We start from the raw sequence: 16,858 nt of genomic DNA on the forward strand, positions 1-16,858 counted from the left end.
AATACAAATCAGTTTAAGACAGTGGCTAGATTAACAAAAAATCAAAAAGCGGCACTATCCAAAATTGAGGCGAACAAATCGTACTCATTAGAAGCAGCATCAGCTTTGGTAAAGGAATTAACCTTAACCAAGTTCGATTCGTCTGTTGATATTGATGTGCGTTTAGGTGTAGATCCGCGTAAAGCCAATCAAATGGTGCGTGGTATCGCAACTTTACCTCATGGAACCGGTAAAACTGTACGTGTATTAGTTCTTTGTACTCCTGATAAGGAACAAGAAGCTAAAGACGCAGGTGCAGATTACGTAGGTTTGGATGAATATATTGCCAAGATCGAAGGCGGATGGACTGATGTTGATATTATCATAACTATGCCTAGCGTTATGGCTAAAGTTGGTCGTTTGGGTCGTATCCTCGGTCCACGTAACTTAATGCCTAACCCTAAATCGGGTACAGTAACACCAGAAGTTGGTAAAGCTGTAACTGAGGTAAAAGCTGGTAAGATCGATTTCAAGGTTGATAAAACCGGTATCATCCATACCTCGATAGGAAAAGCGTCTTTCCCTGCCGATAAAATTTACGAGAATGCATTAGAAGTATTGCAAACTATCTCTAAATTAAAACCATCAGCAGCAAAAGGAACATATTTTAAGAGCATTCACATCTCTTCAACAATGTCGCCGGGTATAACAGTTGAAACTAAATCAGTAACGGGAATTTAATCATGAATAAAGAAGAAAAATACGACCTTGTCGTTGCTCTAAGCGAGCAGATGAAAGAGTATGGTAATTTCTATATTACTGATACGTCTGATCTTACAGTTGCAAAAGTTAACAATATCCGTCGCCAATGCTTCGAGGCAGATATCACCATGAAGGTAGCAAAAAACAGCTTGATTAAAAAAGCGATGGAAGCTGCCGGTGGCGATTTTAGCCCGATATACGATGTGTTGAAAGGTTCATCATCAATCTTTTTCTCAAAATCGGCAACTGCCCCGGCAAAGCTGATCAAACAATTGAGGAAAAAAGGCGAGAAACCAATCCTTAAAGCAGCGTACATCGATTCAGCAATATTTGTTGGCGATAATCAGTTAGATACTTTGACCAAACTAAAATCAAAGGAACAACTGATAGGCGAGATAGTAGGCTTACTGCAATCACCAGCCAAAAACGTTATTTCTGCATTACAATCAGGCGGAAATACTATTGCAGGCTTAGTGAAAACATTACAAGAAAGAGGTTAACGAACGCCTCATTAAAAGTTCGAAATAAACAAAAAGCATTAAAGTAAAAAATTAAAATAAAATGGCGGATTTAAAAGCGTTTGCTGAACAGTTGGTAAACTTAACAGTAAAAGAAGTAAACGAATTAGCTCAGATCTTGAAAGATGAGTATGGCATTGAGCCTGCTGCTGCTGCTGTTGCAGTTGCTGCTGCTCCTGCAGGTGGCGATGATGCTCCTGCTGCTGAAGCAGTACAAACTGCGTTTGACGTTATCCTGAAAGAAGCAGGTGGCGCTAAATTGGCAGTTGTTAAATTAGTAAAAGACCTTACAGGCCTTGGCTTGAAAGAAGCTAAAGACTTAGTTGACCAGGCTCCGAAAGAAGTTAAAACCGGCGTAACTAAAGAAGAAGCTGAATCTCTGAAAAAACAATTAGAGGAAGCCGGAGCTGTAGTTGAGGTTAAATAATTTAGCCCACACAAAATAGCATCAGACTCCGACCTTTTTGGTCGGGGTCTATTGCTGTTTAAAGGGATTTGAGATGTGAGATATGGGATATGAAATCTCGCATTTATTTAAAAGTGTTTTTTCATTTTGTCTCAAATCCTTATATAAAATCCCATATCTAATACAGGTTTAATAAACTAAAATTATAATACCTTGGCAAACAATAATAACCAAAGAGTAAACTTTGCAACCAGCAGAAAGGTACTTGATTACCCGGATTTCCTGGATGTGCAGTTACAGTCTTTCCAGGAATTTTTTCAATTGGAAACCACGTCAGACAACCGCTACAAAGAAGGGTTGTTTAAAGTATTTGCCGAAAACTTTCCAATATCAGATTCAAGGAACATCTTCGTTCTGGAGTTTCTTGATTACTTTATTGATCCGCCACGTTACGATATACGCGAGTGTATTGAGCGCGGTTTAACTTACAGTGTGCCATTAAAAGCAAAACTTCGCTTGTCATGTAACGATGCCGAGCACGAAGATTTTGAAACGATTGTACAGGATGTTTATTTGGGTACCATCCCTTATATGACACCTAAGGGTACCTTCGTTATCAATGGCGCTGAGCGTGTAATTGTATCTCAGTTACACCGTTCACCAGGTGTGTTCTTTGGCCAAAGCCGCCACACCAACGGTACAAAATTATACTCGGCCCGTGTTATCCCTTTCAAAGGATCGTGGATAGAGTTCGCTACAGACGTTAATAACGTGATGTATGCGTACATTGACCGTAAAAAGAAATTCCCGGTTACTACGCTGCTTCGCGCCATAGGTTACGATTCTGATAAAGATATATTAGAATTGTTTGAACTGGCCGACGAGGTAAAAGTAAGCAAAAGCGGCTTGAAGAAATTCATTGGCCGTAAGCTTGCCGCAAGGGTGCTTAAAAAATGGGTAGAAGATTTCGTGGATGAGGATACCGGTGAAGTGGTATCTATCGACCGTAACGAGATTATCCTTGAGCGCGAAACCGTTTTGGAAGACGACCATATTGATATGATCATCGATGCCGGTGTTAAAACCATCATCCTTAACAAGGAAGATGCTGCCACCAGCGGTGACTATACTATTATATACAATACCTTACAAAAAGATACTTCGAACTCGGAGAAAGAAGCGGTGGAGCACATCTATCGCCAGTTGCGTAACGCCGAACCACCTGATGAGGAAACTGCACGTGGTATCATAGATCGCTTGTTCTTCTCTGATAAAAGATATGACCTGGGCGATGTGGGCCGTTACCGCATCAACCGCAAACTGAAGCTGAACACCTCTGACGAAACTAAGGTGTTAACCAAGCAGGATATCATTGCGATTGTTAAGTACCTGATCAAATTAATCAACTCGAAAGCCGAGGTGGATGATATTGATCACTTGAGCAACCGTCGTGTTCGTACCGTTGGCGAGCAGCTTTATGCACAGTTTGGTGTTGGTTTGGCACGTATGGCACGTACTATACGTGAGCGTATGAACATTCGTGATAACGAGGTGTTCACACCAACCGACCTGATCAACGCACGTACACTTTCATCGGTAATCAACTCGTTCTTCGGAACAAACCAGTTATCGCAGTTTATGGACCAAACCAACCCACTGGCAGAGATCACGCACAAGCGTCGTCTGTCAGCCCTTGGGCCCGGCGGTCTGTCACGTGAGCGTGCCGGTTTTGAGGTTCGTGACGTACACTACACCCACTACGGTAGGTTGTGTACCATCGAAACTCCGGAAGGCCCGAACATCGGTTTGATTTCATCGCTTTGCGTACATGCCAAGATCAACAACTTAGGCTTTATTGAAACCCCGTACAAACGTGTGGTTGAAGGTAAAGTACAGGTTAACGAGCCGGTTATCTACTTATCTGCAGAAGATGAAGACGGTAAAACTATTGGCCAGGCCAACGCGCATTACGATGACAAAGGTGTATTTGCCTTGCCAAAAGTAAAAGCACGTTTCGAAGGTGACTTCCCGATCATCGAGCCGGAAAGGTTGGATTTGATGGACATCGCACCAAACCAGATCACGTCTATCGCAGCATCGCTGATCCCGTTCCTGGAGCATGATGATGCTAACCGTGCCCTGATGGGTTCGAACATGCAACGCCAGGCCGTACCATTGTTGCGCCCCGAAGCGCCGATAGTAGGTACAGGTTTGGAAGGCCGTGTGGCAAAAGACTCTCGTACCCTCATCAACGCCGAAGGCGATGGCGTGGTAGAGTATGTTGATGCCAACGAAATAAAAATTAAATACGACCGCGACGAAATGGATCGTTTGATCTCTTTCGAAGGCGATACTAAGAGCTATATCTTAACCAAGTTCAAAAAGACCAACCAAAGCACCACCATCAACCTTAAGCCAATTGTAAAGAAAGGCCAAAGGGTTACAAAAGGCGAAGTGCTTTGCGAAGGCTACGCTACGCAAAATGGCGAGCTTGCATTGGGCCGTAACCTTAAAGTGGCTTTCATGCCTTGGCAGGGTTACAACTTTGAGGATGCGATTGTAATATCTGAGCGCGTTGTTTCTCAGGATATCTTTACATCGTTGCACGTTGAAGAGTTTGAGCTTGAAGTACGCGATACCAAACGTGGTGAAGAAGAGTTGACACCGGATATCCCTAACGTTTCAGAAGAAGCTACCAAGGATCTGGACGAAGACGGCATCATTCGCGTTGGCGCCGAAGTTAAAGAAGGCGACATCCTGATTGGTAAGATTACCCCTAAAGGCGAATCGGACCCATCACCGGAAGAAAAATTGCTTCGCGCCATATTTGGTGATAAAGCAGGCGACGTTAAGGATGCATCGTTAAAAACACCGCCATCAATTGCCGGTGTGGTTATCGATACCAAATTGTTCAGCCGTGCTAAAAAGACCACTAAGGCCGAAGAAAAAGCACAGATTGAAAAGCTTGACGTTAAACACGATAAAGCTGTAAAAGAGCTTAAGAATACTTTGATTGACAAGTTGTTCGAGATTGTTAACGGTAAAACTTCGCAAGGCGTTTACAACGTTTACAAAGAGCTGTACGTAGCCAAGGGCGTTAAATTCACCCAGAAGATACTTACCGAACTGCACTACGAGAACATCAACCCTACCAAGTGGACCACTGATGATGATAAGAACGAGCAGATAAAAACTTTGCTCCACAACTACAACATCAAGGTAAACGAAGAGCTTGGCGCATACCGCCGCGATAAATTCGCGATTAGCGTGGGCGACGAGTTGCCATCGGGCATTGTACAGATGGCTAAGGTTTACATTGCCAAAAAGCGTAAGCTTAAAGTGGGCGATAAAATGGCGGGCCGCCACGGTAACAAGGGTATCGTTGCACGTATCGTACGTGACGAGGATATGCCGTTCCTGGAAGATGGCACACCGGTTGACATCGTACTGAACCCACTGGGTGTACCTTCGCGTATGAACCTGGGCCAGATCTACGAAACTGTATTAGGTTGGGCTGGTAAAGAGCTGGGCGTTAAATTCGCTACCCCTATATTCGATGGTGCCAGCCACCACGAAGTAGAAGAGTGGGTTGCGAAAGCAGGCTTGCCTGAATCTGGCCGTACTTACCTGTACAATGGCTTAACCGGCGACCGTTTCGATCAGCAGACTACCGTAGGTATCATCTACATGCTTAAACTGGGTCACATGGTTGATGATAAGATGCACGCACGTTCTATCGGGCCGTACTCGCTTATCACACAACAGCCATTGGGCGGTAAAGCACAGTTTGGTGGTCAGCGTTTTGGTGAGATGGAGGTTTGGGCACTCGAAGCATTCGGTGCATCTAACATCCTGCAGGAGATATTGACCGTTAAATCGGATGATGTTATCGGCCGTGCCAAAACCTACGAAGCTATTGTTAAAGGTGAAAACCTTCCAACACCATCAGTTCCTGAATCATTCAACGTATTGGTTCATGAATTAAGAGGTTTAGGTTTGGATATCACTCTGGAATAAGTTGTAAAGTTGAAAGGTTGAAATGTTGTAAAGTTTTGCTTGAACATTTCAACCTTCCAACATTTCAACCTTAAAACATTCCAACCTTTCAACAACATTAAAAACAAAGGAGACTATGTCTTACAAAAAGGATAATAAAATCAAAAGTAATTTCACCACAATTACGATCAGCTTAGCTTCCCCGGAATCTATTCTGGAGCGTTCGAGCGGTGAAGTTTTAAAACCGGAAACCATCAACTACAGGACTTACAAGCCTGAGCGCGATGGTTTGTTCTGCGAGCGTATATTCGGTCCGGTAAAAGATTACGAATGCCATTGCGGTAAATACAAACGTATCCGTTACAAAGGTATCGTTTGCGACCGTTGCGGTGTTGAAGTAACCGAAAAGAAGGTGCGTCGCGAGCGTATGGGCCACATCAACCTGGTGGTGCCTGTTGCGCATATCTGGTACTTCCGCTCGTTGCCAAACAAAATTGGCTACCTGCTGGGCTTACCAACCAAACGCCTTGATTTAATCATTTACTACGAACGTTATGTAGTTATACAGCCGGGTATCAAAGAATCTGATGGTATATCCCGCATGGATTTCCTGACAGAAGAAGAATACCTGGATATATTGGATACCCTGCCAAAGGAAAACCAATACCTGGACGACAAAGATCCACAGAAATTTGTGGCCAAGATGGGTGCCGAAGCGTTGGAAGACCTGCTGAAACGCCTTGATCTTGACCAGTTATCTTACAACCTGCGCCACCAGGCCGCAAACGAAACTTCGCAGCAACGTAAAAACGAAGCTTTGAAACGTTTGCAGGTGGTTGAGGCTTTCCGCGATGCAAAAACCAGGATTGAAAACAACCCTGAGTGGATGATCGTAAAAATCGTTCCGGTTATACCGCCAGAGCTGCGCCCATTGGTACCACTGGAAGGTGGCCGTTTCGCAACTTCGGATTTGAACGACCTTTACCGTCGTGTAATTATTCGTAACAACCGTTTAAAACGTTTGATCGAGATAAAAGCACCGGAAGTAATTTTACGTAACGAAAAACGTATGTTGCAGGAAGCTGTGGATTCGTTGTTCGATAACTCACGTAAAGTAAACGCAGTAAAAACTGAAGGTAACCGTGCTTTGAAATCACTTTCGGATATCCTGAAAGGTAAACAAGGCCGTTTCCGCCAGAACTTATTGGGTAAACGTGTGGATTATTCGGCACGTTCGGTAATTGTTGTAGGCCCTAACTTGAAACTGCACGAGTGCGGTTTGCCAAAAGATATGGCTGCCGAATTATTCAAACCGTTTATCATCCGCAAGATGATTGAGCGCGGTGTTGTTAAAACAGTAAAATCTGCAAAGAAAATAGTTGACCGTAAAGACCCATTAGTTTGGGACATTTTGGAAAACGTATTAAAAGGCCACCCTGTATTACTAAACCGTGCGCCTACGCTGCACAGGTTGGGTATCCAGGCGTTCCAACCAAAACTGGTTGAGGGCAAGGCTATACAATTGCACCCACTTACCTGTACCGCCTTCAACGCGGATTTTGACGGTGACCAGATGGCTGTGCACGTACCACTAGGTAACGCAGCAATTTTGGAAGCCCAGGTATTGATGCTTGCATCGCACAACATCTTAAACCCTGCCAACGGTACGCCAATTACAGTACCTTCTCAGGACATGGTGCTTGGTTTGTACTACATAACCAAAGGCCGTAAAACAGATGAAGGACGTGTTGTAAAAGGACAAGGCTTAACTTTCTATTCTGCCGAAGAGGTAATTATCGCTTACAACGAAAGGAAGATAGACCTGCACGCCTTTATTAAGGTTAAGGGAAGGATTAAAGAACGCGATGGTATCATCGTTTCTAAAATAATTGAGACTACTGTAGGTCGCGTATTATTTAACCAGCACGTGCCAGAAGAAGTTGGTTATATTAACGAACTATTGACCAAGAAATCACTGCGTGATATTATTGGCGAGGTTGTTAAGATGACCGGTATGGCCCGCGCAGCACAATTCCTTGATGATATCAAAGAATTAGGCTTTAAGATGGCATTCCAGGGTGGTTTATCATTTAACCTGAAGGATATCAACATTCCTGAAGAAAAGGTTACTTTGATTGCCCAGGCTTCTAAAGAAGTAGAAGATGTTATGGGTAACTATAACATGGGTTTCATTACCAACAACGAGCGTTATAACCAAATCATCGATATCTGGACACGTATCAACAATCGCTTAACTGCGAATGTGATGAACATCCTGAGCAACGATAACCAGGGCTTCAACTCTGTTTACATGATGCTTGACTCTGGTGCACGTGGTTCTAAAGAGCAGATTCGTCAGCTTGCAGGTATGCGTGGTTTGATGGCCAAGCCTCAAAAATCAGGTTCGGGTGGTGAGATTATCGAAAACCCGATTTTGTCGAACTTTAAAGAAGGCCTGTCGGTATTAGAGTACTTTATCTCTACCCACGGTGCCCGTAAAGGTTTGGCGGATACGGCGTTGAAAACAGCGGATGCTGGTTACTTAACCCGTAGGTTGCATGATGTTGCGCAGGACATGATAGTAGGTATGGTTGATTGCGGTACTTTAAGAGGTATCTACACAACTGCCTTAAAAGATAACGAGGATATCGTTGAGCCTTTATACGATCGTATTTTGGGCCGTACAACGCTTCATGATGTGCATGACCCTATCACTAACGATCTGATCGTTTCTGCAGGTCATGATATTACCGAAGAGATAGCCAAGAAAATAGAGAATTCACCGTTAGAAGGTATCGAAATTCGTTCGGTATTGACTTGCGAAAGCCGCAGAGGTGTTTGTACCTTATGCTACGGCCGTAACCTTGCAAGCGGTAAACGCGTGCAAAAAGGCGAGGCAGTGGGCGTAATTGCAGCACAGTCGATTGGTGAGCCGGGTACACAGTTAACCCTGCGTACATTCCACGTGGGTGGTACCGCATCAAACATCGCGGCCGAATCGCAAATCAACGCGAAGTTTGAAGGTGTAATCGAATTTGAGAACGTACGTACTGTTACTTACAAAACCGACGAAGAGAACGTTGATGTAGTATTGGGCCGTTCGGGCGAGTTCCGCATCATCGAGCCGGGTACCAACAAGGTTATCGTTACCAACAACATCCCATACGGTTCTTACCTGTATGTGAAAGATGGTGCCAAGATTGCCAAAGGCGACCGTATCTGTTCATGGGATCCGTACAATGCGGTTATCATATCAGAGTTTGCGGGTATCACCACTTTCGAAGCAGTATTAGAAGGTATCACCTTCCGCGAAGAAAGCGATGAGCAAACCGGTCACCGCGAGAAAGTTATTATCGATACCAGGGATAAAACCAAAAACCCTGTTATCCAGATAGCTGATACAAAAGGTAACATCATTAAAGGATACAACATCCCGGTAGGTGCCCACATTTCTGTTGAAGAAGGTGAGAAACTACAAACCGGACAAGTTATTGCTAAGATCCCTCGTTCAACCGGTAAAACGCGAGATATTACAGGTGGTTTGCCACGTGTAACCGAGCTGTTCGAAGCACGTAACCCATCAAACCCTGCGGTAGTAACCGAGATTGACGGTGTGGTAACTTTAGGTGGCGTGAAACGTGGTAACCGCGAAATCACCATCGAAAGTAAAGACGGCCAGGTGAAAAAATACCTGGTGCCATTGTCTAAACACATCCTTGTACAGGATAACGACTTTGTTAAAGCAGGTATGCCATTGTCTGATGGTTCTATCTCTCCGGCAGATATCCTTGCAATTAAAGGCCCTGCGGCCGTGCAGGAGTACCTGGTAAACGGTATACAAGAGGTTTACCGCTTACAGGGTGTGAAGATAAACGATAAGCACTTTGAGGTTATCGTTCACCAGATGATGCAGAAAGTTGCTATTGAAGATGCCGGCGATACTCGTTTCCTTGAAAGAGAAGCTGTTGACAGCTGGGATTTCATGATAGAGAACGACGAGATGTTCGACAAGAAGGTTGTTACCGAAGCCGGTGATTCAACTAACTTAAAAGTAGGTCAAATCGTATCTTTAAGGAAACTACGCGACGAAAACTCTATCCTGAAACGTAAGGATGCGAGATTAGTTGAGGTAAGGGATGCAATTGCTGCAACTTCGAGCCCGATGCTGCAAGGTATCACCAGGGCATCGTTGGGTACCAAATCGTTCATCTCAGCGGCATCGTTCCAGGAAACCACCAAGGTACTGAACGAAGCAGCCATAGCAGGTAAAAAAGACAACATGCTTGGCCTGAAGGAAAACGTTATTGTTGGTCACTTAATTCCATCCGGTACAGGCTTGCGCGAATACGAAAATATCCGTGTAGGTTCTCAGGAAGAATTCGATCGCCTGATGGCTTCAAAAACTGAAGAAGTAGAAGCTTAATCAGATTTTTTTCAAATACTTTTGCAAAGCCTGCCGTGAAAACAGCAGGCTTTGCTATTTTTGGTACCATGGAAGAACAAAACGAAACCCAGATAAACATCGAGCTGTCTGAAGAGATTGCCGAAGGTGTTTATGCTAACCTTGCCATCATTACTCACTCCAGTTCAGAGTTCGTGCTCGATTTTATTCGCGTGATGCCGGGCATCCCCAAGGCCAAAGTAAAATCGCGCATCATATTAACGCCCGAGCACGCCAAAAGGCTACTGACCGCCCTGGAGGACAACGTAGAGAAATACGAGGCCGTAAATGGCCGCATCAAAATAGGTAACGACCCCACAGGCGGCGCATTCCCCATCACATTCGGCGGGCCCATCGGGCAAGCCTAATATTGGTTCATGGATCATAGTTTATAGTTCATAGCCGAAAGAGCTGCTATAAGCAATGAACCATAAACTATCAACTCATAACAAATGAATAAGGATTCAAAGATATATATTGCAGGGCATAGGGGGATGGTGGGATCTGCCATATATCGTAAACTGGAGGCAGAGGGATTTACTAATTTTATCTTACGTGGCTCAGGCGAGCTAGACCTGCGCGACCAGCAACAGGTTACCGCTTTTTTTGCCGAGGCCAAACCCGATTACGTGTTTTTGGCGGCCGCAAAAGTTGGCGGTATTGTGGCAAATAACACCTACCGTGCTGATTTTTTGTACGAGAACCTGCAGATACAAAACAACGTCATCCATAACGCTTACTTAAACGGCGTAAAAAAACTAATGTTCCTGGGTTCGAGCTGTATCTATCCAAAACTGGCACCCCAGCCTTTGAAAGAGGATTACCTGCTTACCGGTACGCTTGAGCCAACCAATGAGCCTTACGCTATTGCCAAAATAGCCGGCATAAAAATGTGCGATGCTTACCGCGCGCAATATGGCTGCAACTTTATATCGGTAATGCCTACCAACATGTATGGCTATAACGATAACTATCACCCGCAGAACTCGCACGTACTGCCGGCCATGATACGTAGGTTCCATGAGGCTAAGGAACAGGGTTTGCCCACGGTTACTATTTGGGGTACAGGCTCGCCGTTGCGGGAGTTTTTATTTGCCGATGATTTGGCCGAAGCTTGTTACTACCTGATGCAGAATTACGACGAACCAGGCCTGGTTAACATTGGCAGCGGTACCGAAATCAGCATTAGAGATTTGGCGCTGCTGATTAAAAAGGTAGTTGGCTACGAGGGTAATATCGATTTCGACACGAGCAAACCCGATGGCACCCCACGTAAATTGATGGACGTTACCAAACTGGCCGAAAAAGGCTGGAAGTATTCCATCAAACTGGAAGACGGCATCCGCCTTGCTTACGAGGATTTTTTGATAAAACACGTAGAGCGATAGAACAATATTATCCCAAAAAGCGTTAGCACAGCGTTAACAGAAATTGATACAAATGAGTAAAACTATCATCTTCGGCGCTTCGGGCCAATTAGGGCAATGTTTTAAAAAGCTGGCCGCAGATAAAAACCTCGACTTTTTTATTTTCCCGGACGAAACTGAAGCCAATATTTTAGATGTAGAGGGTTTAGGCGAACTGTTCGATAAATATAAACCTGTTTACGCCGTAAATTGTGCTGCTTACACTGCAGTTGATAAAGCAGAGGACGACACGGAACTTGCCGAAAAGATAAACAAGACAGGGGTAGAAAACATAGCCAAACTATGCGGCGAGCACGGTACAAAACTGATACAGGTATCTACCGACTTTGTATTTAAAGGGGATATTTCTTCGCCCTTGAACGAGGAGGACGAAACATTGCCCATCAGCGTGTACGGGCAAACTAAGCTGGATGGCGAGAAGGTTATTCCTGCGCTGGTAAAAGAGCATTTCATCGTGCGCACCGCATGGCTTTATTCGGAATTTGCTAATAATTACGTTAAAACGATGTTAAGACTTGGTGCCGAACGCCCTGAGCTGAAAATCATTGCCGATCAGGCCGGTACGCCAACCTACGGCGTTGATTTAGCCGATTGCATCATCACCATTATACAATCGGGGAGTACGGCTTACGGCATTTATCATTACAGCAACGAGGGTATCGCTTCCTGGTACGATTTTTCTAAAGCGATATTCGACATTTCTGGCACGAATGTAAAAGTAATCCCTATCCCCACCAGCGATTACCCTACAAAGGCCACCAGGCCACCGTATTCGGTAATGGATAAGGCCAAAATAAAGAAAACATTCGGTATCGAAATCCCGTATTGGAGGGATAGCCTGCAGGTTTGTATAGGCGAAATAAAACAACAAAACTAAACAGAGCATCACATGAAGGGTATCATTTTAGCAGGCGGATCTGGCACCAGGCTTTATCCTATTACCAAGGCCATAAGTAAGCAACTGATGCCTATCTATGATAAGCCGATGATTTACTACCCGCTATCGGTGTTGATGCTGGCCGGCATCAGCGAGATACTTATCATCACCACCGCAGAAGATAACCCCGGCTTTGTGCGTTTATTGGGCACAGGCGAAGAGTTGGGCTGCAAATTCCAGTACGCCATACAGGAAACCCCTAATGGCCTTGCGCAGGCTTTTGTTATTGGCGCCGATTTTATTGGCACGGATAAAGTTGCCCTGGTATTAGGCGATAATATCTTCTACGGGTCTGGATTCAGCCGGTTGATACAGAGCTTCAATGACGTAGATGGCGCCGCCATATTTGCCTACCCCGTTGCCGACCCGGAACGCTATGGCGTGGTAGAGTTCGATTCTGAATTCCGCGCGGTATCTATCGAAGAAAAACCGGTAAAACCAAAATCTAAATACGCCGTACCGGGCTTGTATTTTTACGATAACAGCGTGGTAGAGATAGCCAAGAATATCAAGCCATCCCCACGTGGCGAATATGAAATTACCGACGTAAACCGCGTTTACCTGGAGCAAGGCAACCTAAAAGTTGGCGTAATGGACCGCGGCACCGCCTGGCTGGATACCGGAACCTTCGATTCATTGAGCGATGCTACGGAGTTTGTACGCGTGATAGAAAAACGCCAGTCGCGCAAGATAGGGTGCATAGAAGAAGTAGCCTACCTGATGGGCTTTATAGATGACGAGCAGCTAAAAGTACTGGTGCAAAAATACATTAAAAGCGGGTATGGGGCTTATTTGCAAAGCTTGTTGGAGTAGTAATAGGTAATCAATCGTCATTCTGAAATTTTTTCAGAACCCTCAGTGCTGCCGCAAGCGTCCTCGCTTGTGGCCAGTTAGCAGAGCGGCATTGCTTTTCAACAAGCATGTTTCTCTTATAGTGGCTCAGTGCTGCCGCAAGCGTCCTCGCTTGTGGTCAGTTAGTAGAGCGGCATTGCTTTTCAATGTGCATAGTTTGCATAATGGCTACCTTGCATGCGGGCCACAAGCGAGGACGCTTGCGGCAGCAAAAGGTTTTAGCATATTGCATCGATAATTTGCAGCATAGTGGTTGTTAGGTTTTCTTGTCGAGCATCCACCCAAACTATCCCCTCATCCTTCCTGAACCAGGTCATTTGCCTTTTGGCGAAGCGGCGGGTATTTTGTTTTATCTGCGCAATAGCATCTGGCAGGTCTGTTGCATCATCAAGGTAACTGAATATTTCGCTGTAGCCTACGGTGTTTAGTGCATTCAGGTGCCGGTAAGGCAGCAGCGATTTCACTTCATCCACCAAACCATCCGCTACCATCAAATCCACCCGGCGATTAATCCGGTCATACAGTTCTTCCCTCGGCATATTCAGGCCGATTTTAATAATATCGAACGTGCGTTTATTGATTTTTGCTGTGCGATAAGATGAGAACGGCCGGCCCGAACTTTCGTAAACTTCCAGAGCCCGTATGATGCGCTGTGGGTTGCTGATGTCGACCTCGTTGTAATACACCGGGTCTACCAGTTTTAAGCGTTCCTGAAGCACTTCGATGCCATTTTCGGCCAGCTCGTTATTCAGGCGGTCGCGGATGGCGGAATCGGCAACCGGCAAATCGTCGAAGCCTTCGCAAATGGCCTTGATGTACAGGCCTGAGCCTCCTGCAAGAATCACAACGGGGTGCTGCTGGAAAAGTTGCTCCAGCAGGGCCAATCCCTCGCGCTCGAAATCGCCAACGGAAAAACTTTCTGTAATAGAATGTGAGTTGATAAAATAATGAGGGGCAGCGGCAAGCTCCCCGGCAGTGGGCTTGGCTGTACCGATGGACATCTCCCTGAAAAACTGCCTCGAATCGGCAGATACTACAGCCGTATTAAAATGCTGCGCCAACTGAATAGCCGCCGCAGTTTTGCCCGATGCTGTAGGCCCGGCAATTACGATGAGGGTTGGCTGGTTCATAGATGATAGTTCATAGTTGATGGTAGCTGCAAAGGAATTGACTAAAAAATCCGTCTATGAACCATGAACTATCATCTATGAACAACATGAACTAACTAATAGTCGTCGCCGCGTCCCGGTTTGTCGTCGTCGTCGAAGCCGTCGTCATCGCCGAAGCCGAATACGTCTTCTTCCTCGTCATCTTCTTTCTTTTCTTCTTCAGGGTCGTCAATACCGGTATCAGTCACTTCAGAAAAGTCTTCAGCATCTTCCGGGTTGTACAGCATCTCGTTCAGGAAATCCAGATCCTCATCAGGCGCAGTTGCTGCAGTAGCGGCCGCAGCAGAATTGAATGCATTGCCAAACTGTTTTGGCGCTTCGCCAACGCTGCGTACTACCAACGGATAAGTAGCGCCGGGCGTGTCATTCAGTATAATTTGCTTCAATTCCACGTGGAAATCGAAGGGGCGGTCGAAATTGAAGGTATAATAGAATTTCTGGTGCGGATCGTCGATATAGCTGCTGAGCTTTATCTTGTCCATCAGCGGTATCTTGCGGTCTATCCTTTTTTGGTTGGGCAGGTAGGTTATCTCTTCGCCCTTCATCCATTGATCGTTGCTGATGTAGAACGACGAAGGATACTCGGCATTGTATCCGGTACTCTGGTGTATAGCGCGGTGCAAATCCTCAAACGTTTGGTTCGATTTAACGTCAATATCCCTGCTTACATCATCGTAATCCTCAAAAGTAACCCTGAACCTGTATAATGCCATTTGTAGTAATTTTTGTCAAAAATAATAAGTTTTAAATCAATTTGTGCTTTCCACAACTTTCAAGCCAATTTCGGCGCCTTTTTCTATGGTAAAATTCAATGCAGCCTCGCGATTGTTGGGTATTTCGCCCTCAAGTATGGCCTCGCGTATCTTATTCTTAATAATGCCCACTTCGCGGCCCTCTTTTATGCCAAAAAGTTGCATAATATCCAGTCCCGTTACCGGCGGTTGCCAGTTTCGGATATTATCACGCTCCTCCACATCCTTCAATTTCTGCAAAACCAGCTCGAAATTGTTACGATACTTTTTAACCTTGTACTCGTTTTTGGTGGTTACGTCTGCTTTACACAACAGCATCAGTGCTTCTATGTCTTCCCCGGCTTCGAACAATAGCCTCCGAACGGCCGAATCGGTAACGATAGATTGCGACAATACAATTGGCCTCAAATGCAGCTGCACCAGTTTCTGCACGAATTTCATCTTCTCGTTGAGCGGCAGCTTCAGCTGTGCGAATATCTTGGGCACCATGCGCGCGCCTTTGTCTTCGTGGCCGTGGAAAGTCCATCCGTGGGCAGGTTCGAAGCGTTTGGTGGGCGGCTTGGCAATATCGTGCAATATGGCGGCCCAGCGCAGCCAAAGGTCGTCGGTAGTTTCGCAGATATTATCCAGCACCTGCAGGGTGTGGTAAAAATTATCTTTATGGCCTTTGCCGTTGATGATCTCCACACCGTAAAGCGCGGTCATCTGCGGGAAAATGATATGCAGCAAGCCCGTATCGAACAAATAGTTGAAGCCAATGGATGGCTTTGCCGACAGGATAATCTTATTCAGTTCGTCGGTAATCCGTTCCTGCGATACAATTTTGATGCGGTGCAGGTTGCTTTTGATAGCGGCGATGGCCTCTTCATCTATCCTGAAATTCAGCTGCGATGCAAAGCGGATGGCGCGCATCATGCGAAGCGGGTCGTCCGAAAAAGTTTCTACCGGGTTTAGCGGCGTGCGGATTAGCTTCCGTTCCATATCGGCTATGCCGCCAAAGGGATCTACCAATACGCCGTACTCCTCTTTGTTTAAAGTTATAGCCAGCGCGTTGATGGTAAAATCGCGGCGTTTCTGGTCGTCTTCTAAGGTGCCGTTCTCTACGATGGGCTTGCGCGATTCGGAGCGGTAACTCTCCTTGCGTGCTCCCACGAATTCCACCTCTACATCCTGGTAACGCAGCATGGCCGTGCCGAAATTTTTGAACACCGATACCTTTACGTTCAACTGAGCGGCAACCGCCTCGGCAAAGGCGATGCCATTGCCTATCACAACAATATCGATATCTTTTGAGGGGCGGTTGAGGAAAATATCGCGCACGTACCCGCCAATGGCGAAGGCCTGCACATCATGCGCCGCAGCAATGCTGGAGATAACACTAAATACCGGATGTTGCAGGTGTTGTTTCATAAAAATACAAAGGCCACATGATAGGCCTTTTTCAAAAACAATCAATATAAATTGGCTTTGTGTTACTTGCGTTTTTTTTACCGCAAAGCGCGCAAAGATTTGCAGCTTCATTAGCGCAAAGACCACAAAGCTTTGTAAACAGGCCATCAGATAAACATAACCCAAAATGCCCGTACGTTTTACAAACGTAACTTAATAAGTAATTTATA

Annotated in this window: 12 protein-coding genes; 9 read left to right on the plus strand and 3 right to left on the minus strand. The window is 45.4% G+C overall.

Annotated features, from left to right (window positions below):
- Nucleotides 1-21: 21 nt before the first annotated feature.
- From rplA to rfbA, 9 genes are all read left to right on the plus strand, one after another.
- The gene (rplA, locus tag AC1DYT_RS00315; RefSeq protein WP_133231749.1) at nt 22-720 is read left to right on the plus strand and encodes a 50S ribosomal protein L1; all 699 of its coding nucleotides are present in this window, start codon (nt 22-24) and stop codon (nt 718-720) included.
- Between the two features lie 2 nt (nt 721-722).
- Nucleotides 723-1,241, plus strand: coding sequence for a 50S ribosomal protein L10 (rplJ, locus tag AC1DYT_RS00320; protein ID WP_477459444.1), 519 nt, complete (start codon nt 723-725; stop codon nt 1,239-1,241).
- A gap of 61 nt (nt 1,242-1,302) precedes the next feature.
- Nucleotides 1,303-1,686, plus strand: coding sequence for a 50S ribosomal protein L7/L12 (rplL, locus tag AC1DYT_RS00325; protein WP_477467678.1), 384 nt, complete (start codon nt 1,303-1,305; stop codon nt 1,684-1,686).
- 192 nt (nt 1,687-1,878) lie between these two features.
- On the plus strand, nt 1,879-5,682 hold the full coding sequence (gene rpoB, locus AC1DYT_RS00330; protein ID WP_477459445.1) for a DNA-directed RNA polymerase subunit beta: 3,804 nt from the start codon (nt 1,879-1,881) through the stop codon (nt 5,680-5,682).
- Between the two features lie 115 nt (nt 5,683-5,797).
- Entirely contained in the window at nt 5,798-10,084 is a 4,287-nt protein-coding gene (rpoC, locus tag AC1DYT_RS00335; RefSeq protein WP_477459446.1) for a DNA-directed RNA polymerase subunit beta', read from the plus strand.
- Between the two features lie 68 nt (nt 10,085-10,152).
- Nucleotides 10,153-10,470, plus strand: coding sequence for a DUF3467 domain-containing protein (locus tag AC1DYT_RS00340; protein WP_477459712.1), 318 nt, complete (start codon nt 10,153-10,155; stop codon nt 10,468-10,470).
- An 84-nt stretch (nt 10,471-10,554) separates the two neighbouring features.
- On the plus strand, nt 10,555-11,490 hold the full coding sequence (locus AC1DYT_RS00345) for a GDP-L-fucose synthase family protein (protein WP_477467679.1): 936 nt from the start codon (nt 10,555-10,557) through the stop codon (nt 11,488-11,490).
- Nucleotides 11,491-11,542: 52 nt separating this feature from the next.
- On the plus strand, nt 11,543-12,406 hold the full coding sequence (gene rfbD / locus AC1DYT_RS00350) for a dTDP-4-dehydrorhamnose reductase (protein ID WP_477467680.1): 864 nt from the start codon (nt 11,543-11,545) through the stop codon (nt 12,404-12,406).
- Between the two features lie 12 nt (nt 12,407-12,418).
- Nucleotides 12,419-13,279 carry a glucose-1-phosphate thymidylyltransferase RfbA gene (gene rfbA / locus AC1DYT_RS00355; RefSeq protein WP_477467681.1) on the plus strand — a complete coding sequence of 287 codons (861 nt, stop codon included), beginning with the start codon at nt 12,419-12,421 and terminating at the stop codon, nt 13,277-13,279.
- A 257-nt stretch (nt 13,280-13,536) separates the two neighbouring features.
- Here the strand turns inward: rfbA and miaA are convergent, their stop codons facing one another.
- From miaA to AC1DYT_RS00370, 3 genes are all read right to left on the minus strand, one after another.
- Nucleotides 13,537-14,448, minus strand: a complete 912-nt coding sequence (gene miaA / locus AC1DYT_RS00360; protein WP_477467682.1) for a tRNA (adenosine(37)-N6)-dimethylallyltransferase MiaA — start codon at nt 14,446-14,448, stop codon at nt 13,537-13,539.
- A 95-nt stretch (nt 14,449-14,543) separates the two neighbouring features.
- The gene (locus AC1DYT_RS00365) at nt 14,544-15,200 is read right to left on the minus strand and encodes an IS1096 element passenger TnpR family protein (protein WP_477467683.1); all 657 of its coding nucleotides are present in this window, start codon (nt 15,198-15,200) and stop codon (nt 14,544-14,546) included.
- A gap of 36 nt (nt 15,201-15,236) precedes the next feature.
- Nucleotides 15,237-16,649 (minus strand): CCA tRNA nucleotidyltransferase, encoded by a 1,413-nt coding sequence (locus AC1DYT_RS00370; RefSeq protein WP_477459452.1) that lies wholly within the window; start codon nt 16,647-16,649, stop codon nt 15,237-15,239.
- Nucleotides 16,650-16,858: the final 209 nt, after the last annotated feature.

It is taken from the genome of Mucilaginibacter sp. P1_D10 (genome assembly GCF_056406215.1).